The following is a 25,558-nucleotide window of genomic DNA, read 5'->3' as shown; positions in this document are numbered from 1 at the left end:
AATTAGGAAAATAGCCCGTTCATTTTGGGAGGGTGGCCTATTTCCCGGTTTTCGGGTAATCGCTAGACTGGTGCCAAGTTTCAAGGATTTCTAACTTGTTTGCGCGAGATTCTCTTGGTGATGTCGCTGCGGCTTCCAGCATTTCTCCATTTTTTCTCCTTCTTTAAGGGCGGGCATTGCGAAAGACGCGATGAAATTGCCGGGCAGATTCGGTCGCGCTTCTGGCGGTTGCCGTTCAACGAAGCAAGCTTGATTGGGTGGCTCTCCAAGCGCCTCGGGAAATCCGGTCGTCCGTAGAGCAAGTTCTTCTTCGAAGTAATGATGCGCTGCAAATCGCCGGGTTTGGCTGCGGCAGCGATGGCATTTTGAAAAGATGCCTCCGGCATCGGGCCCTGCGACGTTGAATGCGCGCTCAATAATGGGCGTTCGTCTCAAAGAATGGGCATGCTTTTCCTTCCTGTCGGATTGGCCCCGGATGAGCGCCGCGTGGGCCGCGCAGATGTTACTTGTATTGATCTTATTGTGTTGATTGGATATTCGTTCGGGCCGTGTTGCCTGATGGTCTCTTGCGGCATGAGGTGCTGTCTGTCCGGGTTGAGGTGGCGCGTGATGGATCTGACGCATTTGATCTGCCGCCTTGGGAGGGCGCGATGGCTTCTTGCCTGCGGTTTGGCGCTGGCATTTTCTCCTTTGTTGGCTCATGCCGATTGCTTTGAAGCGGCGGGGAAGAAATATGCCATCGACCCGCTCATGCTCAGAGCCATCGCTGCGGTGGAGTCTTCAATGAATTCGCGGGCGCTTCATCACAATGGCAATGGCAGCGAGGATGTGGGACTGATGCAGATAAACAGCATGCATTTTCCATATCTGGCGCAACGAGGCATCACGCGGGCGCGCTTGAAGAAAGACGCCTGCCTGTCTGTCATGGTGGGAGCGGAGATACTGGCCGGTTTCATCGCGCGGTTCGGCTATACCTGGCGCGCCGTTGGGGCATATAACGCCGGCGGCGGCCAGGCGCGCGAGGGATTGCGAGAACGCTATGCCGCGCGCGTGGTACGCCGTTATCGGTCCCTGGTGCTGCATGCAGCCGCCGTGCGCATGGAAGGGCGAGGTCGGCCGAAGCGAGGAGTTTCCCACGCGAGCCTTTGCCCCCATCCCGATTGATTGACGTTTGCTTTGGTTCGGGTTTTATCTTGGATAGGTCGGGGCCGAATACATTTTTTCATTTCGGGGCATGTAATGAACCGCGCCACTTATTACGGAGGTTGTCCCATGAATGGCCCGGAAATCAGGGCTCTGGCCAAGTTACAAGTGTTTATCGATCATGCTTTTGGCATCCCGTCCAACTCGGGTGAAGGGGAGGAGGACGGCGGCTTTGCCGACGGGCTGCTGGATGGCAATCCGAAGCGGCTTACCGCAGGTTTCCTGCGCATGGCCATCGAGGATACGCCTGAGTATCGGTGCATCGCCGCCGGTCTGCGTCGCACAGAGGTTTATTCCATGGTGTCGTTCTTGTTGCAGCAGGGAAAAGATGAAAAGCTGGCGGCCTTGAGCGAGCGATATGGTATCTCCGCAGGGCATTTTCGCAGGATCTTTCGCGCCAGCCTGGGCGACAGTCCGAAGGCGACTCTCACGGGCTGGCGCCTGGCCAGCGCGGTGCTCGATGTGATCGAGCGCCGCCAATCCGTCACTGATGTGGCCATGGCCCACGGTTATGCATCCCCTTCGCATTTCTCCAGCGAGGTCAAGAAATTGACCGGTCTGAGCCTAACGCGTCTGTTCGACGCGCAAATCAAAAAATAGAGGAAGTTGGTGTGAAAAAATGGAGTTGGTTGAGCCCTGTATGGTGGCTCGGGGTAGTGTTTTTTCTGTCGATCTGCCAGGTCTCGCTTGCGCAGGACCTGGGCAAGACCAAGGGGGCCGGCTATGTAGCGCATCAAGAAGGCCTGCGCGCTTTCTTTGGCGGCGTCTCCGCCTATCTTGGCAAACCTATCATCGTCAGCAAGCTCGCTGCGGGCATGCAGGTGTCGGGCGAGTTCGACTTCGAGGACGGTGACATTGTCGGCAAGATCAGCCGGCAGTTGGGGCTGATCACCTATTACGATGGCAATGCCATTTATGTCTATGACGCCAGCGAGACCAGAAACAGCATCATCCGGCTGCACCATATTTCAACCCGGACCCTGGCCGACTTCCTGAAGAAGTCCGGCTTGTCCGATGGGCGCTATTCCTTGCGTTCGGACGACATCCGTACCTTCTATGTCGCCGGTCCGCCAATCTATGTCGACCTGGTCACGCAGGCCGCGCAGTTCCTGGATGCGCAGGAAGGCGGCGTGGACGACCAAAGCGTCGAGGTCATCAAGTTGAACAATACCTTCGTCACCGACCGTTCCTATACCCGGCGCGACGATACCATCGTCATTCCCGGCATTGCCACGGTGATCGAGAAACTGCTGGCCGGCGAAGCACGGAAGGCTTCACCCGCGCCGGTTGTGAACAAGACCACCACCGCATCGCCCTGGCTGGATACCCGCATCGACCGAACCGTCATTCCTTCGCCTGAAAGTTCGGCAATCAAGAAGGCAGCCGACGCTACCGCATCTTTGCAGGCCCAACCGCAGGGCACGGGCAATGTTCGCATCCTGGCCTATCCCGAAACCAATAGCTTGCTGGTCAAGGGCAGTTCCGAGCAAATCCGGTTGGTGCGAAACCTGGTCGAGGCGCTGGACGAGGAGAAGCGTCACGTCGAGCTGGCCTTGTGGATCATCGACCTGGAAAAGGATGACCTGGATCAGCTGGGCATAAACTGGCAAGGGTCGGTTTCTCTCGGCAACCGCTTCTCCGCCAGCCTCAACGCGGGTAGCGGCATGGGCGCCTTCAGTACGTTGGAAGGCAACAGCTTCATGGCTACCGTTCTCGCGCTCGCGCAGGAGAACAAGGCCCAGATCGTCTCTCGCCCGATCGTGCTGACCCAGGAAAACACGCCGGCCATGTTCGACAACAGTCGCACCTTCTACACCCCCCTGGTGGCCGAGCGCGCCGTCGATCTGCAGAAGGTTACCTACGGCACGCTGGTGAACGTGCTGCCGCGTTTCACCAGCAAGGGAGAGATTGAACTTTCCCTGAACATCGAGGATGGCAGCGAGGTGCAACGTAACGAGGGCAGCTCCAAAAACGCGCTGCCGACCATTGGCCGCACCAAGATCAGCACGGTGGCCCGCGTGCCAAAGGGCAAGAGCCTGCTGGTAGGCGGATATACGCGCGGCGAGAACGGCGAGCATATCGGCAAGATTCCGCTACTGGGCGATCTTCCCCTGGTGGGCAGCCTCTTTCGTTACCACCAGGCCCTCAGCAAGAACACCGTGCGGGTGTTCCTGATCCGTCCCCGCGAGATCACCGAGGGCATCGACATGAATGCCGACAACCTGCAAGAAGAGATGGAGATGGAAAAGCTCATCCGGGCCAAGGACAAGACGCGCCAAACGGTCAACCAATCTTCGGAGGATTTGTACCATGGTAGCTAATGTACATGGCGGCAGCGTGATCGTCGCTGCGCGCCTGCTGAACGAAATGCGCCACAAGGAAGAGGTCAAGGCCGCCAGCGATACGCAGGCGGCTCCGGACGACGGCGAGATTGCCGATACCGACACGCCGGCTGCCTTGCAGCAGAAGCTGGCCGACATGGCCGATGACATGGCCAGCGTGGCAACCCAGTTTCGCAACCGGCGCGAGTTGGAGAAGAAGGAAGCCGGTTCGGCCGAAGGACTGGAGCGCGTACTCGACGAGGAGGCCGGTCCCAAGGCGCAAAAACTGGTGGCGGTGACGGCGGTGCAGGACCTGGCCATCGATACCTTGCTGGTCCGGGCGCGCAGCCTGTTCCCCGACGACAGCGACCTGGTCGTGGTGCTGCGCGAACTGCTCAGGCGCAGGCAACTCGAGGCGATCCAGCGCCGCCGAATCGAAAAGCTCCTGGAGACGGTGATGGACCAGGCCGATCCCAAGCGGCTCAAGGCCGGTGTCAACTGTGCGATCAAGGCGCGCCTGTTCGGCGCCGCGCTGGGTTTCGAGGCACAGTTGTTACGCCAGACTTACCGCCGCTTCCTCTGCAGCGATGGTCGCGCCATCGACGATTACCAGGAGTGGATCTCCAGCTACGGTTATCGGGTGCGCCACCAGGTACTGGCATTCGTCGAGGAATCCCTGGGCTGCGACATCCGTGCGGAGGACCCCAGTTGCAGCCACGTGGAATTCGGCTACCTGTTGGAGCAGGTGCGCAAGTTGCGCCTGCTGCGCAGTGCCGACCGGGAGTTCGTGGGCGGACTCATGGAACGCAGGCTGGTTCCGCCGCGCGAGGAAGAGGAGGCTGACTGGTTACTGCTGCTGTGCGCGCTGGTGGAGCGCGACATCGTGCCTGAAGAGGTGGTGCGCGAAGCGCTGGATGCCTGCCTGTTGCTGACGCATGCGCAGCGTTCGACCTGGCTTGATGGCGTGCGCAGCGCCTGCAAACGGCTGCCGACCGAGATTTTCTTGCATCCCGGGGAGGCGCCTGACCAGGCCGAGATCATCCGTGACGATATCCAGCATGCCTTCGCGCGCCTGCTCGACCACAGCTATGCGGCCGAACTGGCGCAGCAACGCCGCCAGGCAGAGTGAGCGCTGCATGATTACCCGACTTTTCGAGCAGGTGAGATCCCGGCCTGAATTGATCATCGTCATGCTGATGGTGATGATCATCGCCATGCTGATCGTTCCGTTGCCGACGGTGCTGGTGGATTTCCTGATCGCTCTGAACATCGTTATCGCGATCCTGCTTTTCATGGGGGCGTTCTACGTCGACAAGATCCTTAACTTCTCGACATTCCCGACCATCCTGCTGATCACCACGCTGTTCCGGCTCGCGCTCTCGATCAGCACCAGCCGCCTGATCCTGACCCAGGCCGATGCCGGCCAGATCATCGCGACCTTCGGCCAATACATCATCGGCGATATGCTCATCGTCGGTTTCGTGATCTTTGCCATCGTCACCATTGTCCAGTTCATCGTCATCACCAAGGGCTCGGAGCGAGTGGCTGAAGTGGCTGCGCGCTTTTCCCTGGATGGCATGCCCGGCAAGCAGATGAGTATCGACGGCGACCTCAAGGCAGGCGTCATCGATGCCGAGGGCGCGCGCGAACGGCGCAGCATCCTGGAACGCGAGAGCCAGCTGTACGGTTCCTTCGACGGCGCCATGAAATTCATCAAGGGCGACGCCATCGCCGGGATCATCATCATCCTGGTGAACCTGCTGGGCGGCATTACGGTAGGGATGGTGCAGCATCATATGGATGCCTCGGAGGCGCTGCAGACCTACACCATGCTGACCATCGGCGATGGGCTGGTGGCGCAGATCCCGGCCTTGCTCATTTCGATCAGCGCGGGCTTCATCGTCACCCGCATCAGCGGCGACGACGCCAATCTGGGGCGCAACATCATGGGCCAGTTGCTGGGGATGCCCTTCGCCGTGGCCATCGCTGCCGTGCTGGCGGTGATAGTGGCCTTCCTGCCGGGGTTCCCGACCGCGGCTTTCCTGGTCCTGGCGCTGGCATTGGGCGTGTTTCTCTACTTTGGCAACCGCCGCAGGAAAGGGATGGATGGGGCGTCCACACCGGGGAAATCGTCCGAGTCGGCGCTCGCGGCCGGCGAAGAGGGACAATCGGCGTCCCGGCAGTTATCCCTGATCAACGATCTGGACAAGGTCGCCCAGGAGACCGTGGAGTTCATCCTGCTGGTGCCGAAGGGGAAGTCGCCGATCTTCGCCGACCAGCAACTGGCGCAGCGCCTGCGCAGCCAGTTCTTCATCGACTATGGCGTGCGGCTACCGGAGTTCATGGTGCGGGAGTCGGCCGTCCAGCAGCACGACAGCGTGAGCCTGCTGATCAACGAGATTCGCACCGAGGTGCTGCAACTGCGTTGGGGCAAGCTGCGCGTGGTCAACATATCTTCGGAGATCGAGCAACTGGGAATCGCTACCGAGATCGTGCCTGATTCCGCGCAACAGGAGGCCCACTGGGTCGATGTCGCGCACCACGAAGCGCTGACGCAACTGGGATTTCAGTTGCGTAGCGCCGAGGACGAACTTTACCAGTGCCTGGCGGCGATCCTGGTCAAGCATGTGCCGGAATTCTTCGGCATCCAGGAAACCAAGAAGATGTTGGACCAGATGGAGTCGCGTGCGCCCGACCTGCTCAAGGAAGTGCTGCGTAACGTCAGCGTGCAGAAGATCGCAGAAGTGTTGCAGCGGTTGCTCTCCGAGCGCATATCGATCCGTAATTTCAAGCTGATCCTGGAAGTGCTGGCGCAATGGGGCGGCCGCGAGAAGGATGTCATCGCGCTGGTGGAACACGTGCGCGGCGCGATGGCCCGTTACATCTCGCACAAGTTTGCCGTGGACAACAAACTGCGCGTGGTGATGCTCTCGGCCGAGATGGAAGAACAGGTCCGCCAAGGCATTCGCCAGAACTCCAGCGGCGCTTTCCTCAATGTGGAACCTGCCGTATCCGATGACATCATCGACAAGTTCGCGATGGTGTTCCAGAGCTTCCCGATCGCGCAGAAGGACCTGATCGTACTGACCGCCGTGGACGTACGTCGCTTCGTGAAGAAACTCCTGGAGGTGCGGTTCCGCGACCTGGAAGTCATCTCGTTCGGCGAGGTCGCCAGCAACGTCGAGGTCAATGTCCTCAAGGTCATCTGACTTATTTTAAGGAAAGGAATATCCCATGATCCCGCAAGACACCTGGGTGAAACTGGTCAGGAAAACATTGGTTGAAAGCGGTTGCAATCCAGCATTGATTCGCCCGCTCGACCCTGGCGCCACCGTGGAGATCACACTCAAGGATGGGCCCCCCTTGTTCATCACTTGCCTGGAGGAGCAGGTCATGCTCTGGAGCGACCTGTGCGAATTCCATGTCAGTCTCGTGAGATTGCGCTCGGAGGCGCTGCAGCAGGAAGTGATGACGCCGTTTCCCTACAGTGCCAGCAAGCAGCTCGCATTGCGCGAAAGTGAAGGAAATTTGCAGCTCTACACCGACCTGGACGACATCGACCTGAGCGATACCAAGGATCTGGGCCAGGCGCTGGAAGCCTTCCTGACCCGCCAATTGCGCCTGCTGGACATCATACGGCAATGAGTTCGCAGCCACTCCGATTGCTGCGCCGCTTCGTGCATCCGCATTGCCTGTCCGGCCCCATCATCGAAGCGCCGTTACGCGACGTCGCGGTAGGCGAAGTCTGCGAGGTGCGGCGCCACTGGCAAGACGATGCCTCGGCCGCGCGCGCGCAGGTCGTCGGCTTTCGCGGCGATATGGCGGTGTTGAGCCTGTTGGGCAATCCGCGCGGGTTGTCGCGCCAGTCGCTGCTGCTGCCCACCGGCGCCTCTCTCACGGTGCCGCTGGACGACAGCGTGCTCGGCGCCGTGCTCGATGCCAACGGCCAGCAGGAGGCCCGCATGGCGCCGGTTGTTGCGTCCGGTCTCGCGCCGCATTGGCGCGCGCTGGATGCGGCGCCGCCGTCCCTGGCGCAGCGCCGGCCCATCAGCGAGGTCTTCCACAGCGGTATTCGCGTGCTCGACGGGCTGATTACTTGCGGCGTGGGCCAGCGCATGGGCATCTTCGCCCCGGCCGGCACCGGCAAGACCAGCCTGGTCTCGATGCTCATGCGACAGGCGCGCGCCGATGTGTTTGTGGTCGGCCTGATTGGCGAGCGGGGACGCGAAGTGACCGAGTTCGTCGAGCAGATGAAGTCCTCCGCCCACTGCGCCCGTAGCGTGGTGGTCTATGCGACCTCGGATGCCTCGTCCATCGATCGCAGCAATGCAGCCTTGCTCGCTACCACGGTGGCGGAGCATTACCGTGACCAAGGCTGCCAGGTCGTGCTGATCCAGGATTCGCTGACCCGCTATGCGCGGGCCTTGCGGGACGTCGGGCTGGCCGCCGGCGAGCCGCCGGCGCGCCGCGGCTACCCCGCATCGGTATTTGAAGCCTTGCCCCGCTTGCTGGAGCGGCCGGGCGTCACCGCCGAAGGCAGCATCACCGCCTTTTACACGGTACTGATGGAAAGCGATGAGGAAGTCGATCCCATTGCCGAGGAAATCCGCTCCATCCTCGATGGCCACGTCTACCTGAGCCGCAAGCTTGCGGCGCGTAACTATTACCCGGCCGTGGATGTGCTGCGCAGTCTGAGCCGTGTGGCTGGTCAGATATGTTCGCCAGGCCAGTTGCGGGCCGCAGGCGTCTTGCGCGAGAAGCTGGCCCGGCTGGAGGAGTTGCAGATGATGCTCGATCTGGGGGAGTACCGTCCCGGCGAGCACGCAGGCAATGATCGCCTGCTGGAGCAGCGGCCCGCGCTGGAGGATTGGCTGCGACAGGGCAGCGGGCAGGTCGTGCAGCACGAGGCCATGTTGACGGAGATGATGAATCTTGCCGCATAAATACCACGCACTGTTGCGGCGCCGCCAGCAGCGCCTGCGGACCAGCTTGCAACACCTGGCAGGCGAGCGCCAGCGGCTGGCCTCGATCGAAGATCACTGCCTCCAGCTCCAGGGCCAGTTGCAGCTCCAGGAGCAATTGGCTGGCGCCGGCGATCTGGAGGGAATGAGCCTGGATCGCCAGAAACTGTTCGGCTGGCTGCGCAGCAGCGCCGTCGACCGTCGCCGCAGCCAGGCCCTGCGCCTGGAATTGGGGCAACAGCAGGAGTCCAGGCAGCAATGCCAGCAGCAAGTCGACACGCAACAGGTGCTGTGCCGGAAGCAGGAACAGCAGCTGGAGCGCTACCGCGAGTTCATGAAGGAAAGAAGCCGCAAGCAGCATTTGCGGCAGTTGGAAACCGAAGAATGTGAAGTGGAGGAAAGATGGTCATGGCCCCGATAAGGATAGCCCATATCCAACCAATGCAGGACGCCGGCAGGCTCGACGAGGGGCTGCGGGACCTGCACGGTCGCCTGGCCGACAAGCGCGATAGGCGCGATGAGCATATGCACGAGCACGACGAGGTGCGCGAAGTCTTGGCCCAGTATGGCCAGTGGATCTGGGGCATGCCGGAGAACCGGCCGCCATTGACGCCGCTGGCGCAGCCCACCAGGGCGAACGGCAGCATCGATGCGCTAGCCGCCATGCCCGAAGAAGGAGGGCAGGGAACGCGCGGCTCGGCGCAGGATGGTGGGGCGAGGATCTTGTCCGGTTCGAAAAATCCACGGCCGTTGGCGCCATTGACGCCGCTGGCGCGCCCCGCGAAGACGGACGGGGGCATCGGCGCGCTCGTTGCCATGCCCGAAGAAGGGGCGCAGGGAACCCGCGGCTCGGCGCAGGATGGCGGGGACATCGGCGCGCTCGTCGCCTTGCCCGAGGAAGGTACGCGGGGAACGCGCGGCTCGGCGCCCGCACGGGCCGGCGCGACGAGCGCGAGTCTCGTTGCGCATGGTGTCTTGTCCGGGCCGGAAAATCCGCCGTCGTTGGCGTCGGGAGCGCAGCTTGCGAAGGCGAACGACAGTGTTGGCGCGCTCGCCGCCTTGCCGGTTCAGGTAGCGCCGGACAAGAAGAGCGCCGAGGGCGGGGCCGATCGGCCAGACGCGGCACAACACATGGTGGCAACACGCAAGCGCGCGACGGGTGTGGCTGGCGAAGCCGCGCCGGCAGTGCACGCAATGCCGGCAGCCGCGCGCGACGCCAGTCATGGCGCAGCCGCGCCGGCGGCCACGGCGCAGCAAGCCCGCGCCGGGCTCGCCACCGGCACCCACCACGTCGCGGAGCCGGCAGCGCCGGCCCGGCAGGAATGGACCTACAGCTTCCGTTCCTGGGGGCAGCAGCATACCGTCAGCGTGACCGCCGGCACCGGCCAGACGGGCTCAGTGCAGATGGCGAACGCGCCGTTGTTGCTGCATCCCGGCAGCGCTTTGGTCGAACAACGCCTGGGGGCGCATGTCGACACCGCCGGCACGCCGGGACCCTGGCTCGTGCAGGAGCGCGAGCAAGGCGAGCATGGGCATGACCGACGGCATGGCCGGCACGCAAGCCAGGATGAGGAGGCTCAGTGAGCCATCCTCGTCTGCCAAACCTGCGCGCCGTGACGATGCGCGAAGCGATGGCGCGCGCGGCGCTGGCGAATTGGCCCCGGCGCAATCCGGCGCTGGCCGGGAAACTGGCCTATGGGCCCGTTCCGAAGACGCCGGCTTTGGTAGCGCTTCAAGCCTTCGCGGATGGCCTGTGCTGGGAGGGCTTTCTCGACCTGGACGAATGGCTGGCCAGCGTGGCGCCCGAAGTCGCCGCGCTGGCGGTGCGCCAGGGCGATGCCACGCAGTATGCGCGCAGCCTGTTCGAGCTTGCCGAGCAGCCTGTGGAGTTGCCCCTGCCCGAGCTGCGGTACGCCACCTTGTGCTTTTCAGGTACGGAACCGGCGCCGTCCTCTCGACTGTTGTCCGTCAAAACCCCGCAAGGGCGCGTGTGGCTGGACCGCTTCCCGGAAGTCTCGGCCATTCCGGCTGCGCCATTGTCGGCGGCTGCCGGTCAGCTGCCCGTGGCGCTGGCCTGGCGCCTGGGATATAGCCGGGTCAGCGTCGCCCTGCTGGCGCGCCTGGAGCGCGGCGATGTCTTGCTGATCGCCACCGAAACTTTTGAACTGAGTAGCGCCGACAAGGCGATTGCGCGCTACAGCATCAATGAAAATGGAGAAATATTCGTGAATTCAGACAACCCTATCGACAATCCGGCTGCCGCGAGCCAGGACGCGGGCAGTGCGTTCGCCATCGGGCACGATCCCGCACCGCACGCCGAGGCCAGCACTACCAGCCTGAGCGAGATTCCGCTACGGCTGGACTTCATCCTGCAACGCCGCGTATACACCGTTGCGCAGCTGGACGCCTTCTATCGTGGCCAAGTGCTGCAGCTCGATCCGCAAGCGGAAAAACAGGTGGAGATCGTGGCCAATGGCATGCGCCTGGCCATGGGGGAACTGGTCGAGATCAATGGCCGCCTGGGGGTGGAGTTGCATGAGCTTGGGGGTAAGCAGGCATTGTCCGGGGCGCCTCGTGTCTAATGACATTTCGCTCATTGGGTTGCTGGCATTTGCCACACTGCTGCCTTTCCTGATGGCGGCCGGCACCTGCTACCTGAAATTCTCCATCGTCTTCGTGATGGTGCGCAATGCGATGGGCTTGCAACAGGTTCCTTCCAACCTGGTGCTCAATGCGGTGGCGCTGATGATGTCGGCCTTCGTGATGCTGCCGGTGGCGCAGAAAGTCTATGACTACCAGCGTGAGAATCCGGTTGATTATTCCAGTCTGGCATCGGTTGGTTCCTTCGTCGACAACGGTCTGGATGCTTATCGCGACTATCTGAAGAAGTACAGCGACCTCCAGCTGACCGAGTTCTTCGATCGCATCCAGTCGGACCGTCAGCTGGAGCAGGGAGACCCGCGCATGCAAACGGAGCGCGTCTCGGTGTTCGCGCTGCTGCCGGCTTATGCGCTCAGCGAGATCAAGAGCGCCTTCAAGATCGCCTTCTACCTGTACCTGCCCTTCGTTGTGATCGATCTGGTGATTTCCAGCATCCTGTTGTCGCTGGGCATGATGATGATGAGTCCGGTGGTGATCTCGGTGCCGATCAAGCTGATCCTGTTCGTGGCGCTGGACGGCTGGTCCATCCTGAGCCAGGGATTGCTGCTGCAATACATCAAGCCGGCGGCGGGAGGCTGACTGATGGGCGATATCGTTTATGCCGGTAACAAGAGCCTGTACCTGGTGCTCATGCTGGTCCTGTGGCCGGTCGTGGTCGCCACTGTGGTGGGCTTGCTGGTCGGCCTGTTTCAGACGGTGACGCAGTTGCAGGAGCAGACGCTGCCGTTCGGCATCAAGCTGCTGTGCGTGAGCTTGTGTCTGTTCCTGCTCTCAGGCTGGTACGGCGAGGTCCTGGTCAATTTCGGGCGCGAAGTCATCCGCCTGGCGCTGAATTGAGGCAAGCGTAGCGGCAACATGCGGACCTCCCTGTTTTTCGACGTACACACCTGGATGTTGGGTGCGACGCTGGGTTTCGCCCGGCTGGCGCCCGTCTTCTTCATGCTGCCGTTCTTCAATAGCAGCGTGTTGAACGGCGTCGCCCGCAGCGCCGTCATCATGCTCGTGGCGCTGGCCTTCTGGCCGGTTCCCATCGAGGCCATGGCGCGCATCGAGACCGCAAGCTATCTTGCGGCCATCGTCCAGGAAGTGCTGGTGGGCGTGATCCTGGGCGCGCTGTTGGCCTGGCCCTTCTGGATTTTTCATGCGGTGGGCAACTTTATCGATAATCAGCGCGGGGCCACGCTGAGCAGCAGCATCGACCCCGCCAATGGCGTGGATACGTCCGATCTGTCCAATCTCTTCAATCTTTTCGCGGGTGTGGTCTATCTGCAAGGCGGGGGACTGATGGCCTTCGTACGGACCATTGGAGACAGCTACCGGCTGTGCGATCCGCTGCAGGGATGCCGGTTTTCCGAGGCGCCCTTGCTGAGCATGATCACCGGCCTGGTCACGCATATGGTGGTGCTGTCCAGTCCGGTGATTGCCGTGATGCTGTTGTGTGAATTCATCCTGGGGCTGCTGTCGCGCTTCGCGCCGCAGCTCAATGCCTTCTCGGTGTCGCTCACGGTCAAGAGCCTGGTGGCCATGGTGGTGCTGCTGATCTACTTCGGACCGATCTTCCCGGACGAGATCCTGCGTCTGGGCGAGATGGCGCGCAGCTTGCCCGACTGGTTCCGGAGCAACTGAGCATGGCCGAGAGCAAGACCGAGAAAGCCACGCCCAAGAAACGCCGCGACGCCGGCCGCCGCGGGCAATCCTTCAAGGCGCGTGACCTGGTGGTGGCCGCGCTGATGTTGTGCGGGGTACTGGCAGTGGTGTGGCTGGGCTCCCTGTTGCGACTGGGGGCGGCCTTCATCGGCGCCACCCGCAGCGGCTTTACGCTGGACCTGCATGACTATGTGGCCGAGGTGCTGTTGTTGGGCCTGCAGGTCATTCTGCCCATTCTGGCGGTGAGCGTGGCGGCCACGGTTTCGGTTTCGTTGCTGCAAAGCCGCGGCATGTTGGCCACGCAGGCCATCAGGTTCGATCTGGGCGTGCTGAACCCGATGAAGGGATTCAAGAAGATCTTCAGCGTGCGCACGGTCAAGGAACTCGTCAAGACCCTGTTGTACCTGGCCGCTTTCTGCGCCGCCATCGTGCTGGTGTGGAACGAACATCGCGAGCAGATATTCGCCCAGGTCCATGCATCGGTCCCGGCCATTATCGCGCTGTGGCGCAAGATGATCGTGGACATGGTGTTGGCGTGCCTGGGCTGCATCGCGGCCATCCTGGTTCTGGATGCGCTTGTCGAATTGTTCATTTACCTGCGCGACCTGCGCATGGACAAGCAGGAGGTCAAGCGCGAGCGCAAGGAGAACGAGGGGGACCCGATGATCAAGGAAAAGCGCAAGGAAGTGCGCATGGAATTGCTCACGGCGCAGGACAAGTACGACATCGAGAACTCGCGCATGGTCATCGCCAACCCGACCCACGTGGCCATTGGCATCTACTTCAAGCCCGAGCTCAGCCCCATTCCGCTGGTGTCGGTGCGTGAGCGCAACCAGCGGGCCCTGGCCGTGCGTCGCTATGCCGAGCAGGTCGGCGTGCCGGTGATCGTGGACGTGCCGCTGGCGCGTCGTCTGTATCGCACGCACCGACTCTACGACATGGTCAGCCTGAAGGAGATCCATGCTGTGGTGCACCTGCTGCTTTGGCTGCAGGAGGTGGAACAGGCCGGCATGGGCGAGGAAAGTTGAGTGTGGCGGAGAAGGAATTTTTTGGAGCCGTCCGCATGCGCGTTTTTTTAATGCGCGGCGCGGACGGTCATTTGATACTGACGTTGTCGTTTGATGACGCGAAAGGAGCAGCAACATGAGTCATCAATATGGCCAGGCCGAAGAGAAAGACCTGGAAGTCATTCTCGATGCGGTCAACCAGGGAGTCACGCTCAAGGAAATCCATGGGATCTCCGACGAGCAAATGGACGGGCTATACCGCCTGGCCTACGACTTCTACCAGCAGGGGCGGCTGGATGAGGCGGAGAAGTTTTTCCGTTTCCTGTGCATCTACGACTTTTATTGCGTCGATTTTCTCATGGGACTGGCCGCGGTCTACCAGTTGAAGGAGATGCACCAGAAAGCCGCCGATTTGTATGCCGTCGCCTTCGCCCAGGGGCATGACGACTACCGGCCGATGCTATACGCCGGCCAATGCCAGCTGGCGATGGGTAAATCGGGAAAGGCCAGTCAATGCTTCAAGGCGGTGCTGGAGCAGGCCGACGACGAGGCATTGAAGGACGCAGCCCAAGCCTATCTGACGGTCTTGAAGCGCTACCGGTCCGGTGGGGCGGCAACCAAAAAACACAAGGAAAAGTGAGATGAGTACGGTCAACGCAAGGGCGCAGGGAAGCATCGATTTCCTCGCCAATCACGTCATGAATGAACGCGCCGGTCAGCTGGGGAAGATACCGCCCACAGTGCTTTGGAAGGCGCAGGAGGTTACCGCGGAACTGGCCGCGGTGGTTGCCGACGCGGCCGCTGAAACTGGCGGCACATCAACGCAGCACCGCGTCCAGGCCGGCGCCATGATCGATCGCCCGCAACTGGCGGCGCCCCGGTCTGGTGGCGGCGCCGCGACCGATACCCGGCAGGCTGGGCAGCTGCTGGCTTCGATGGCGAAGGCGCTGGAAAGCGCCAATCTGAGCAAGCTGGCCTTCAATGCGCATTCGGCCGCCGTGCGCGATGCCGTGCGCAACGCCGGCAGCGCGCGGCTGGCGATGGAATACGAGGCCGCCCAAGGCAAGGTGGCAGAGGCGCTCGATCAGCTCGAAGCGCTGAGCAGCAAGCTGGAGCAATCCGGCCAAGCCCTCGAGGAGGCGCAGCAGGAGCTGCTCAAGGCCGAGGCGCAACTGGCGGCGATGGATCCTGAGGCGCCCGGGTACGAGGCCGTTCGCCAGCATCGGGATGCCTTGCGCGAATCGGTGGCCGCGGCCATGGTTGACGTGACGCATGGCAAGCAAGCGGTGCAGGCTCAGCAGGGCCATGTCCTGGCTTTGCAATCGAAGGTCGACGAGTTGCTGGAAAAGGCCAATGTGCAGAAGGTTGCCGTGCGCGGCGAGACCATGAAGAGCGACGCCAGCAACATCGCCCGCATGCTGCGCTTGATGACGAAACTGGGAGAGCTTCTTTTCAAGGCTGGCGAGACCCGTTCGGAGGCACAACGGGAACTGCTCCAGGTGCAGGCGGACATCCGCTCCAAGAAATTGCTCAAGGATGCCGAGAAGGCCGAGAAGGATCTGGCCAAGGCCGAGGCGATGAACAAGGCGATGGGATGTGTCGGCAAGATCCTGGGCGCGGTGGTGACGGCGGTGGCCTTCATCGGCGCTGCCTTCACCGGCGGCGCCAGCCTGGCCCTTGCCGGCATCGGCCTGGCGCTGATGGTGGCGGACGGGATTTATCAGGCGGTCACCGACAAGTCCTTCATGCAGGAAGCGATGGCACCCGTGATGAAATTGCTGCAGCCTGTGCTGCAGTTCGTCATGGACAAGGTCGCGGGCATCATGACGGGCCTGGGGGTGGACGAGCAGACGGCCCGCATGGCAGCCATGATCGTGGTCTCGGTGGTGATGGCCGCCGCCGTGGTGGCATTGGCGGTGACCGGCGCGGGCAGCGCCGTGGCCAGCGCGGTTTCCAACGTGGTTGGCCGGTTGGGCTCGGTGCTCGGCAAGGTGATGGAAAAGACCATCGGCAAGCTGATTCCGGAGATGCTGAAGAAAGCGGTCACGCAAATGGCGCGCCAGGCATCCAATGGGGCGAGCCGCATGTTCGATGCCGTCAGCCAGCGCCTGGGCTTGTCCACCGATGGGGTCAGCAAGCAGATATATTCCCAGAATCTTGGGCGCCTCGCGGCTGGCGTCAACTTCGGCAAGACCGTCATTACCAGTGGCCTGGATGTCGGCGTGCAGGTGGATAACCGCAAGGTCGCCGAGATTGTCGCCAGCATGAAGCTGACGATGAGCGAGCAGGAACTGATCAACGACATGTCTGCCAATCTGCTCGAAGCCCTCAAGAAATCATTCGAGTCTTCGCAACACTTCTTCGCTTACGCCAGTCAAGTCATCAAGCAATATGCCGACACCGGCGTCGTCGCCGCGCGCGCCGTGCGCGGCGCTCATGCGGCCTGAGCGCCGTACTTTACGAAAAGGAGTTCATCATGGAAATTACATCGCAATCGGCCGTTTTGCGCGCCTCCCTGAATCTGACGGATGTATCCATCCAGGGAAAACAAGCGCAGGACTTGCACCCGATGTCGGAATTTCTCCAGGATCTGGAGTTGGACGATACCGCTCAATCGGCGCAGAGGCGCGAGTCGCTCAAGAATGATCTGGTCGGCATGTCGTCGGAGCAGCGCACCGAGCTCATCGGTATGCTCAAGCAACTGGCCGACGAGACCAAAGGCACGAAGATCGGCCAGATGCTCGACAGCAAGCTGCCTGGCGTGGAGGATGAATCGCGCAAGGGATCGGGTGTGGATCGCCTGTTGGAGCTGCTGTTCATGCTGATGGTTCTGCTGGGGCAGGTCAACACCTCCCGCAGCCATACCGCGGCCGAGTTCGGCAAGATTTCGGTGCAGCAGGCCCAAGCCTCGGGCGCCAATGGCATCAGTGCCGCCAATGCCAACCTGGGAGGGGCGATCAGCGGAATGTTGCTCAGTACGGCTATGTCTGGCGTCGGACTTTTCCAGCACGCCAAGGGTACGACGGAGCAGATAAAAAATCTCTCCAAAAATGGCCGAAGCTTGCGGCAGATGCACCAAGAGAATGCCGAGTTGAACAATGCGCTGAACCGTCAGGCCTCGCCCCTCAATAACGTCAACGCGCCGGGGCACGTGAACAAGCTCAATACCAACGGCAAGATCGCCTCATTGACGGACCAACAGCGCCATCTGACCGCAGAAGAACACGCGGTGCTGCGCCAACCGGGTTTGAGCCAGGAACCACATGCAGGCGAATTGGGGATAGCGCAGTACGAAAATCAGCAAAAGCACGGGCATCAGCAATTCAGCGGCCAGGTCGTCACTTCATTCGGACAGCCATTGTCCAGCACGGCGCAGGCCGGAGCGGGTACCGCCGCGGCTGCGGATAATGCCGTGGCCAAGCGCAACGACGCCGAAGGCGGCGTGGCCACGAATGTACAGCACAACGAAGAGCAGGCAGCGGAACGCTCGCAACAACTGTTGTCCAGGATATTGTCTTTGGTCGATACGGCATCGAATCGAAATCTCAGCACGATTGATTCGATCGTTCAGGCGATCAGGGTCTGACGGACGCGCATATGGAAATCACACAACACGCGCAACGATACATATCGCCCGCCAAGAACGATGCTGTCGACCCCGATTCGGTTGGTCAGGAAAAAATCGAGGCCGGCGAATCGCTTGCCAGCGGCGCTGATGGCACTCGGGCAGCCAGCTACAAGACTTTGTTGGGGGCTGCCCTGGCTATGCAGGCAGCTTTTGAGAAACCCGGCCATGCGCGTACCAAGGTTCATGAGGCGATCCAGTCCGCACTGAAGAGAGGGCCAGCCGGCGGCATAGATCAACGTAAGCTGCCGGCCCTGCGGGAGGCGCTGGCGGACGCCATGCTGAGCGACAAGCTGGACCTTCCGCGCACAAAGGCGGCCGTGCAGCGTTTCGCCGGCCTGATGCAAAACGACGGCGCCGGCGATTCCAATGAACGGCTTCAGTCATTTGGCGCGTCGGCCGGGCCGGGGCAAGCAGGCACAGGCAACAGTCTCAACGAAATATGGAAGCAGTTGTCGGACGCGATTAGCCAGTGGGAAAACGGCAATCAGGACAAATATGCCGCCGCACTGGATCAATACACCAAGATGTACCAGGGAATCTCGGACATCCTCGGCAAATTCGGTCAATGGGTGCATTCCGATAACGAAAACTACATGAAGGTCGACTTCGGCGATATCAAGAAGGCGCTTGAGGGCCTGCTCAAGAAGTACGATCCGCCGTCGCAGAGCCAGCTCATCGCCGGCAAGGCGCCCAGGGGCGGGTTGACCCAGGACGAGGCCAAGGCGGTGTGCAAGCTCCTTGGCCTGGATGAGGGGCAGTGCTGTTACAAGAACTCCGCCGACGGCACATATTGCGTCATCCCCGATCTTAGCCAGGTGCGCAAGATGCGCGATGGCCTGCCTGCGCAGGAAAATGGCCACCGTATTTCGATTGCGTCCTATAACGCATGGAAAGCAGGCTTCGATTCGCAGATGAGTCGCGTGGAGGACAGTTTGCAGGCCCGCGGCCAGAAGGAGAACAATGACTATGGCAATTTCCAGAATTTCCAGAAGACCATCGTTGAGCTCATCAAGTCCATGACCGACATGCTGCGCCAGTTCCTGCAATTCTGATCCATCTTTTAAGGAGTCTTTCCATGTTCCCTTGGATTACTAATGGTGTGTCCATCAACATAGGGGATACCCCATATCAAACGGTTTCGTCGAATACGATGCTGGCTGCGCAGATCGTCGGGCTTGAAAGTTCGAATCGTCGGTATGAGGAGATGAAGACGACCTGGCCGGGTTCGAATTTTGAGCAAACGGGGCCGCAATTTCCCGCGGTTCGTCCTGCCTTTGAGCAATGGGTGATGGGAGCCACGGCAGGCCCGTACCCTGAGCGAAGGGGGACGGCGTCCACGGCAGGTCCGGCCCTTGCGCGAAGGGGGACGGCATCCACGGCAGGTCCGGCCCTTGAGCGAAGAGCGACGGCAGCCACGGCAGCCACGGCAACCACGGCAACCACGGCAACCACGGCAACCACGGCAGGCGCAGTTCTTGAGCAAAAAGGAGCGGGACTCGACCTGAATAAGGCGATGGATTCCCTCTTCACCGACCCCGTCCAACTGCGGAGGGTGCGCGATATGTGCGAACGAAGCACACCGAAAGCGCTTGGCGTTTTCGAGAAAATGGTCAACCGCCTGCTAGATATACGCAAGAGCGTCAATGGATCCGACACTTGTGATGCGCTCACACATGAACTGTACGCCCTGGTAATGCACGAGGGGCTGGGGAAGTATTCGGGTTTTGCCGGCGACAGGTCAGGCAATCTCCATGACGAGGTAGTGAAATTGGGTAAGCGCATTGCCAAGGCCCGGGAAGGCCACTCAAGGAGCAAGTCCTTCTGGAAATGGCGATGAAGCGCGATAGCCGTTTCGAGGATTTCCGCAAGATATTTGCTTGAATCACCAAGGGCATGCCGGGCATGCGGTTCAACTTCCTGCAATTCTGATTAATTTTTTTTAAGTTTATTTTTATGACACCTTTGAGTTCTGTTGGCACGTCCCCTGTTGAAAGCATTTTTATGCGTGGAGCGGATGAGCCGCCTACGCTATTGGGGCAGCAGTTCATTGGCGCCGGCAGTTCGAGCCGTTCGGCGGAAATCCAGGCCAGTAAGCCAGGCGTGCTGAGACTCTTTGATACGGTCCGGGATGAGGCAGTGGCCGCTCTCTTCGACAGCGCCGCCGATGGCGGGAAGGCGCGCCAGATTTACGACGCCGCATACGACGTTGCGCGTACCTCTGTCGAGGACATCGCCCTGGTCTTGTTGGCGCTGCGCCAGGAAGGCAATGACTCCGTCAATTGTGACGAGCTTGGGCGTAAGCTGTGCGCCCTGATGGTCAAGGATAAATTGGGGGCTGGATCGGGTTTTATCGCATACCGCCAAGGAAATCGCTATGACAAGGTGCAGGCCGCGCTTGCTCCCATCAACCGCGCCGTGCAGGGCGACAAGGCGATCTACGACAGGTTCCTGACGTCCCGTCTGGAGCCGGCCCTTCGCCAGTGTCTGGAAGCCGGCTCAGATGGCGCCAGCCAAAACGAGGAACAGCGCACTTTGGAGATATCGACACGCGCAGCCTATGCGGTCGAAAGCATGAGCGCCCCTTCTCTTCGCAAAGTCGGGAGCAGCGAGGCCGATATCCTGCGCGGAGCGGCTACCCGGTTGCGCGTGCTGCTGTACTCGGCCGAACTATACAAATTCCCCGCTGCGGTCGCGGCAAAGCCCCCGACGTTTGCCGATGCGGAAACGAACACGGCAGCCATGCCGCGGCAGGGTATAAGGCGTGGCGATAGCTATGGCTCGGATGGCGGCACGCTGTCCGATCAATCAGACGTAGCGTCTGAGATTGGGGAGGAACGCAATGGGCCAGGCGTATTCTCGCAGAGGGACTCTTCTTCCAAAATTACGATTAACTGGCCCGGAGATCCCAAATTTCCCGAGCAAAAACCCAGTGCCAATGTCAGTCTCAACGTGAATGTCAATGTCAACGTCGAAAACCCTGTTGAGAAGAAAGAGGCGGGGGAACCGGTGCCATCACAGCCCCGCGATAACCTCGCGGGTACGGGCGTTCCTCCAGGAATGGAGAATGTTCGTCATCCGCAGGGTGTAACGGCCGACGCCGGCGATACCAAGGCGCACGGCCCGGCGAGCGAGGCAGCCGCCAGGTTGACGAGTTCATCGGCAGGATCGCCGCCGGATTCTTCGGCCAGTGCCGCAGCTTCCAATTCAGGGTGGGACGAAGTTGTCCAGAAGTACGAAGCTGACCATCGCGGTGAGGAAGACAATGCTGCCGGTTTTAGCAAGTTTGCCCGGGAGTTCGTACGTGACAATCCCGGGAAGTTGAAAGAAATTTCCAAGGAGTTTCAAGCTGTCCGATCCGGGGTGGATGTTTCGGATGAGTTCCAACGGGTGCGCGATAAGTGGGAGAGCCTTGGTGGCGGTGCGCCGGATTTAAAGAATATCGCATTCCAGGGGCCCAATGGCACGCTAAAGCGTGGCGCGTCGACGCCTCATGCACGACTGTCCACGACCAATCGGCCGGTGCTGGTCGGTCCCGCCTTCTATCCGACAAGTCACGAAGAGGGCGCCAACGGGACGGGGGGAGCCGAACCGGTTCCAGCACACTCCGACGAGATCGTCATGCAGGCGAGGCAGGATGTCCAAGGGCCGCAAGTGGCCGTGGTCAAGGCGGAAAACGCCATGGGGCACGGCGCGGTGAACGAGGCATCAGACACAGCGTCGCAGACGGCTTCTCAAGAACGCAGCGCGTCGCTCGAAATACCACAAACATCAGCGCAGCCGGTTTTGCCGCCGAAAGCCGAGGTGCCGACAGACGCGCCACAGGAGGTTTCTTCGTCGGAATCCATGATTGGCTCGCCTGGCGTTTCCGACTCTGGCGTTTCCGACTTTGCCGCGCAACAACGCAATGCCCGCCCTGGCGATCTCAAAGCGGAAATCAATAAGATGCTCGATGAGGCGGAGTCACTTCAGCGAGACAGTGCGCTGTTCAAGGCGCAAGCAAGATCAGCGCAGCCGGTCTTGCCGCCGAAAGCTGAGGTACCGACAGAAGCGCCGCAGGAGGTTTCTTCGTCGGAATCCATGATTGGCACGCCCGACCTTTCCGATTTTTCCTGGCAACAAATCAGTGCTCGCCGTGCGGGTCTCAAAGAGGCAGTCAATAAGATGCTCTATGGGGAAGAGCCATCCCAGGGGATCAGCACGCTGGACAAGGCACAAGAAACGCCAGCGCAGCCGGATTTGCGGCAGAACACCGAGGCGCCGACAGAAGCGCCGCGGGAAGTTCTTTCATCGGAATCCACGGCTAGCTTTCCTGGCGCTCTCGGCACTTCCGTGGAGCAACGGCGCACGACTCCGGCCAGTTCCGAAGAGCTTGCCAAGAAGACAGAGGTTGATGAACCGGTTCCGGCACCCCGCCGCCAGAACAGCGGGAATACGGGCGTTTCGTCCGCGATGGCGAATAACTTCCATCCGCAGCAGGCTGTCATCCAGGCGCTGGGCACGGAGACTGAGGTAGCGGGCACCTATGAGATGCTCACTCCGCTTCAGTTAAGCATGCCGCTCAAGGCGCAAGCAACAGCGGTACAGGTGGATTCTCGGCCGGCAGCCGAGGAACAAGTAGCTGCGTCGTCGCAGGTTCCTTTGGCGGAATCTTCGGTTGGCTTGCCTTACGTTTCCGGTACTGTTGAGGAACAGCGCCTCGATAAGGTCAATCTGGATCATCAGAAAAGCTTCGAACGGCTTGACGGGTTCTTGGACGAGGGGCTGAAGGAAACGAAGAAGATCGATGCGGATCTCCAAGAGATGATCGATGAGTTCGAGTCACTCAAGGAACGCACCAAGCCGGTCGAGGAAGAGAAAGGCTCTGCGCGGTCGGATTTCCAGCCGGAAGCTGAGGTAGCAACAGCAGCGTCGCCAAAGTATGCTGAGCCGGTGCCTGCACCGCGCTTGTCACCCGCCACATTGTCACTGACGCAACCAGAGTTGCTCTTGACAGGGGGGGCGACTATGTTCAGGAACATGCTTCCCAGGAACTTGTCGGAAACCAGTTCCCGGCTCGAACCGCCAGCGGAATCCCTCTCGACGAGGGCCATGGCTACGCTCCGAGCCAGCGCGCTTCGCCAGGACTTCTCGCAAGGAAGCCCGCAGTTCGAACCACGAGCAACATCTTCGCAGGTGAGTTCCCCGCGGGAGCCTTTGGATACCGAGCCTGGCGCTCGCGGCCTTTCCGGGCACCCATTGCAAGCAGGCCCTGTCCCGAGCGTTTCTGAAGGTCGCGACATCGTCGGACGTGACGCCAAGACAATTGATGGCAAGCGTCCCGGGATGCCGGCTTATGTGCCGCTGTCCACGACCAACCGGCCGATACAGATCAGTCCCTCCATCCGTGCGTTCGAAGTTCCCGCTCCCACGTTCCAATATGACAAGTGGAAGGCGGCGGTATCGAGTACACCCAGAGGCCGCGATGGCGCGATCGGAAGTGACGCGCCGCTGCCGGAGGATGCCAATGCGACGCTGGAGCCTGACCAGTTCCAGTCGTTGTCTCCCGAGGGCTACTATAAGCTCGACCAAGGCCATGAGATGGAAGTGCGGGAGGATGGCAGTGTCGAATGGCGGCGATAAAAGCGGGAGGGGCCAGGCGTCGCCTTATCTAACGTGGCCCACGGTCGCCCGGCCGGCGTTGGCCGGCTCCGCCTCGAGGTGGGTGTCCGGCGCCGGGAATGAGCCAGCGGTCGCTGGAGGAACATGATGCCTTGCGGTGAATTTTGCCCCTAAGTGCGCGGCTTTCCGCGGGTATGTTTCATGACCGCCGGGCTGTCGGCCGTACAGGCGTAACCGGTCTATGACCTGGGCGCTGACCGGCCGGATCTGCTGCAGGTCGCGCACATGCGTAAGTCGCAATGCCTGTGGCCGTTCGGGAATGATCGCAAGAGCATTATTTCCATGGGTGACATGCGCCGGGCCCAGCAATTTTGATTAATTTTTTAAAGAGGCTTTGCATGAGCGCTTTGAATAATGTTGATGTATCCCTTGTCTCAATGAAAGCCAGGTATCAGGCGACTGAGCCATCTACGTTAGTGGCTGAGTTGCTCTGTAATGTCGGGAGTACGAGATGTCGGTTCGAGAAATCTTTGGATGAGAGCCTTGATGGCGCTGGCAGTACGAGCCCTTTGTGTAAGGATTTTCTGGAAAAGTACCATGGTGGCCCTGGCGGTTCTAGCCGTTCGTCGGAGGCCGTTTTGGCGAGGTACGCCAGTAGCAACGTCGCTCGCAATAACCGCGCGTTATTGGTTGGGTTTGGCCTGGAAGATGGATCGGACGGTTTCAACCGAGGCGTTCTTGGCCATGCAGGCGAGGAGCGTCCCGGCATGGCGATTTCGTCGGATGGCGCAGCCAATCCAGTCGAACGTCTGATCGCCGATTGGCGTCGCGATGTTCCGAGCAGCGTTGCAGAGCAGCGGCGCGTGACCGAAGACCTGAGCAGCATTGCAGAGCAGCAGCGCGTGACCGATGACCTTCCGAAAGTGGTAGGCGTTGTTCTAAAACCTTTTGCACCGATGGTTGTCGATGCAGAGGCGATGATGAAGACCGTCCAACCAAAGAACGTCATGGGCGACGAGGGAAATGTCTGGCGCGATATCCAGATGGTCGAGATGCGGTCAGCATCGCCTCAGACGGATTCTCAGCCGGAACCTGCAGCCAGCTTGCCTGGCGCTTCCGGCTTTTCCGGATTTTCCGGGCAAAAGATCGAAGGGGGCAATGTCGCCAAATCCAAGGCCGGCAGGAATGTTTCTCCTCTGATCCAGAAATTGACGGCCGATCTTGAGGCCCTCGGTGTCAATGCATCGGATTCGGCACCTGCCAAAAAGATCGGAGGGGGCAATGCCACCAATATCAATGCCGGCCGGAATGGTTCGGATACGATCCAAAGAACGATCGCGAGGCTCAAGGCTCTTGGTGTCGGTGCGCCGGATTCGGCATCCGCCAAAAAGATCGGAGGGAGCAATGTCGCCAATATCAATGCCGAAAGAAATGTTTCGGATGGAATCAGAAACGAGAACCGTGCCTCGAGTGGCAGCGTGCTGCTCAATGACTCAGGCATATTGTCGCTGAGCGGGTCGGAAGGCGATGAATCAGACATATCGTCGCTGGGCGAGGCGGAAAACGCTGAATCAGACATAGTGTGGCTAATGCCGCTGTCGAACCCCATGAATGTCCCCCCGGTTTCTCAGCAACACCTCCAGGACGATGGGCGTATCCCGGAGGGCAGCGGGTTGGGCGAGACAGGAGCAACATCGTCGCAGACAGGGTCTCCGCACGCGCTTGAGGTTGGCTTGCATAGCATTTCCGACTCTTCCGGACAACGAGGCAATGACGATGGGCCGCATCTGGAAACGCGTCAACAAGAGTTCTCAAGCTCTGATCGGATCACTGAAATTCTTCGTGGTTGGCAGCCGGGTGTAATGGGCTCCAAGGGATATCGCTCAGAGGGCAACATGCCGCCCAATGAGCCGGACAGAGTGTCTCTGAGTGGGGAGAAAAGCATTGGGCCATACATAAACCTCAGGAATGTATCTGGGGTGCTCCGGCCATACCTCCTGGAACACTACGATATCTCGATCGGAGAGGGCGGTATCCATCACATCAATGCCGGCAGGAAGGTTTTGAACAGGATCCGAAAATCGTTCAAGGTTCTCTGGCAGCGGATTCGGCACGTATCCCAAAGGATATGGCATCCCAAGGCCACAAACGGCGCGGCCGAACGTGGGCGCTGACACTTTGTACACCGTGGTCCACGACCGCCCGGCCCCGGCTCGGGGAGGGGCGGCGCCGGGGAGTGAACCAGGTGCATTCGCGGGAGGAGCATGATGACTCGCGATGAATTGCGCACTCAGGTGCGCAGCTTTCTGGGGGAATATTTCATGACCGCAGGGCTGCCGGACGAACAGGCGCTATTGGTCGATGACCTGGGCGCTGACTCGCTGGATCTGCTGCAAGTCGCGTACATGCTCAACGACATGTTCGATATAGAGATCGATGCCGAGGCGTTGCCCCAGCTGCTCACGGTGAGCGGCGCCTGCGACGTGGTGGAGCGTTTGCGCGGTAAGACGATTATGGTAACGAGGGAGTAAG

Annotated in this window: 23 protein-coding genes; 22 read left to right on the top strand and 1 reads right to left on the bottom strand. The window is 60.7% G+C overall.

Annotated elements, in window-relative coordinates; translation table 11 throughout:
• Positions 1-80: 80 nt before the first annotated feature.
• Positions 81-386 (bottom strand): hypothetical protein, encoded by a 306-nt coding sequence (locus FB597_RS13330; RefSeq protein WP_144769815.1) that lies wholly within the window; start codon positions 384-386, stop codon positions 81-83.
• A gap of 223 nt (positions 387-609) precedes the next feature.
• On the opposite strand from FB597_RS13330, the gene FB597_RS13325 reads away from it, so the two are divergent.
• From FB597_RS13325 to FB597_RS13220, 22 genes are all read left to right on the top strand, one after another.
• Entirely contained in the window at positions 610-1,164 is a 555-nt protein-coding gene (locus FB597_RS13325; protein ID WP_141913550.1) for a lytic transglycosylase domain-containing protein, read from the top strand.
• Between the two features lie 108 nt (positions 1,165-1,272).
• Positions 1,273-1,803, top strand: a complete 531-nt coding sequence (locus FB597_RS13320; RefSeq protein ID WP_183405717.1) for a helix-turn-helix domain-containing protein — start codon at positions 1,273-1,275, stop codon at positions 1,801-1,803.
• 11 nt (positions 1,804-1,814) lie between these two features.
• Positions 1,815-3,524 (top strand): type III secretion system outer membrane ring subunit SctC, encoded by a 1,710-nt coding sequence (gene sctC, locus FB597_RS13315; protein WP_183405718.1) that lies wholly within the window; start codon positions 1,815-1,817, stop codon positions 3,522-3,524.
• The gene (gene sctW, locus FB597_RS13310; protein ID WP_183405719.1) at positions 3,514-4,653 is read left to right on the top strand and encodes a type III secretion system gatekeeper subunit SctW; all 1,140 of its coding nucleotides are present in this window, start codon (positions 3,514-3,516) and stop codon (positions 4,651-4,653) included. Before sctC ends, sctW begins: the two co-directional genes overlap by 11 nt.
• Before the next feature lie 7 nt (positions 4,654-4,660).
• The gene (locus FB597_RS13305) at positions 4,661-6,733 is read left to right on the top strand and encodes an EscV/YscV/HrcV family type III secretion system export apparatus protein (protein WP_144769814.1); all 2,073 of its coding nucleotides are present in this window, start codon (positions 4,661-4,663) and stop codon (positions 6,731-6,733) included.
• A 25-nt stretch (positions 6,734-6,758) separates the two neighbouring features.
• A complete protein-coding gene (locus FB597_RS13300; protein ID WP_144769813.1) occupies positions 6,759-7,169 on the top strand; it encodes a hypothetical protein in 411 nt (136 codons plus the stop codon).
• Entirely contained in the window at positions 7,166-8,467 is a 1,302-nt protein-coding gene (gene sctN, locus FB597_RS13295; RefSeq protein WP_144769812.1) for a type III secretion system ATPase SctN, read from the top strand. Before FB597_RS13300 ends, sctN begins: the two co-directional genes overlap by 4 nt.
• Positions 8,457-8,906, top strand: coding sequence for a hypothetical protein (locus FB597_RS13290; protein ID WP_144769811.1), 450 nt, complete (start codon positions 8,457-8,459; stop codon positions 8,904-8,906). The genes sctN and FB597_RS13290 overlap by 11 nt, the downstream gene beginning before the upstream one ends.
• Positions 8,888-10,069, top strand: a complete 1,182-nt coding sequence (locus FB597_RS13285; RefSeq protein ID WP_144769810.1) for a hypothetical protein — start codon at positions 8,888-8,890, stop codon at positions 10,067-10,069. The genes FB597_RS13290 and FB597_RS13285 overlap by 19 nt, the downstream gene beginning before the upstream one ends.
• Entirely contained in the window at positions 10,066-11,067 is a 1,002-nt protein-coding gene (locus tag FB597_RS13280) for a FliM/FliN family flagellar motor switch protein (RefSeq protein WP_144769809.1), read from the top strand. Before FB597_RS13285 ends, FB597_RS13280 begins: the two co-directional genes overlap by 4 nt.
• Positions 11,021-11,725, top strand: a complete 705-nt coding sequence (locus FB597_RS13275; RefSeq protein ID WP_304599191.1) for an EscR/YscR/HrcR family type III secretion system export apparatus protein — start codon at positions 11,021-11,023, stop codon at positions 11,723-11,725. Before FB597_RS13280 ends, FB597_RS13275 begins: the two co-directional genes overlap by 47 nt.
• Before the next feature lie 3 nt (positions 11,726-11,728).
• A complete protein-coding gene (locus FB597_RS13270; RefSeq protein WP_141913539.1) occupies positions 11,729-11,983 on the top strand; it encodes an EscS/YscS/HrcS family type III secretion system export apparatus protein in 255 nt (84 codons plus the stop codon).
• Between the two features lie 18 nt (positions 11,984-12,001).
• On the top strand, positions 12,002-12,772 hold the full coding sequence (gene sctT, locus FB597_RS13265) for a type III secretion system export apparatus subunit SctT (RefSeq protein WP_141913538.1): 771 nt from the start codon (positions 12,002-12,004) through the stop codon (positions 12,770-12,772).
• Between the two features lie 2 nt (positions 12,773-12,774).
• Complete coding sequence (locus FB597_RS13260) at positions 12,775-13,821, top strand: EscU/YscU/HrcU family type III secretion system export apparatus switch protein (protein WP_144769807.1); 1,047 nt, start codon at positions 12,775-12,777, stop codon at positions 13,819-13,821.
• 115 nt (positions 13,822-13,936) lie between these two features.
• The gene (gene sicA, locus FB597_RS13255) at positions 13,937-14,440 is read left to right on the top strand and encodes a type III secretion system translocator chaperone SicA (protein ID WP_144769806.1); all 504 of its coding nucleotides are present in this window, start codon (positions 13,937-13,939) and stop codon (positions 14,438-14,440) included.
• Positions 14,406-16,247 carry a type III secretion system translocon subunit SctE gene (sctE, locus tag FB597_RS13250; protein ID WP_144769805.1) on the top strand — a complete coding sequence of 614 codons (1,842 nt, stop codon included), beginning with the start codon at positions 14,406-14,408 and terminating at the stop codon, positions 16,245-16,247. Before sicA ends, sctE begins: the two co-directional genes overlap by 35 nt.
• A 29-nt stretch (positions 16,248-16,276) precedes the next feature.
• Positions 16,277-17,386 (top strand): IpaC/SipC family type III secretion system effector, encoded by a 1,110-nt coding sequence (locus FB597_RS13245; protein WP_144769804.1) that lies wholly within the window; start codon positions 16,277-16,279, stop codon positions 17,384-17,386.
• Positions 17,387-17,397: 11 nt separating this feature from the next.
• Complete coding sequence (locus FB597_RS13240; protein WP_144769803.1) at positions 17,398-18,480, top strand: IpaD/SipD/SspD family type III secretion system needle tip protein; 1,083 nt, start codon at positions 17,398-17,400, stop codon at positions 18,478-18,480.
• A gap of 23 nt (positions 18,481-18,503) precedes the next feature.
• The gene (locus tag FB597_RS13235; RefSeq protein WP_144769802.1) at positions 18,504-19,265 is read left to right on the top strand and encodes a hypothetical protein; all 762 of its coding nucleotides are present in this window, start codon (positions 18,504-18,506) and stop codon (positions 19,263-19,265) included.
• Positions 19,266-19,429: 164 nt separating this feature from the next.
• Positions 19,430-23,047 (top strand): hypothetical protein, encoded by a 3,618-nt coding sequence (locus FB597_RS13230; RefSeq protein WP_222428646.1) that lies wholly within the window; start codon positions 19,430-19,432, stop codon positions 23,045-23,047.
• A gap of 377 nt (positions 23,048-23,424) precedes the next feature.
• Positions 23,425-25,200, top strand: a complete 1,776-nt coding sequence (locus FB597_RS13225) for a hypothetical protein (RefSeq protein WP_144769800.1) — start codon at positions 23,425-23,427, stop codon at positions 25,198-25,200.
• A gap of 90 nt (positions 25,201-25,290) precedes the next feature.
• The gene (locus FB597_RS13220; RefSeq protein WP_141913529.1) at positions 25,291-25,557 is read left to right on the top strand and encodes an acyl carrier protein; all 267 of its coding nucleotides are present in this window, start codon (positions 25,291-25,293) and stop codon (positions 25,555-25,557) included.
• Position 25,558 lies beyond the last annotated feature (1 nt).

Origin of the sequence: Herbaspirillum sp. SJZ099, assembly GCF_007828355.1 — a bacterium.
Taxonomy (GTDB): Bacteria; Pseudomonadota; Gammaproteobacteria; order Burkholderiales; family Burkholderiaceae_D; genus Herbaspirillum.
The sequence above is the reverse complement of the archived record's forward strand: the minus strand, read 5'-3'. Positions and strand labels throughout refer to the sequence as shown.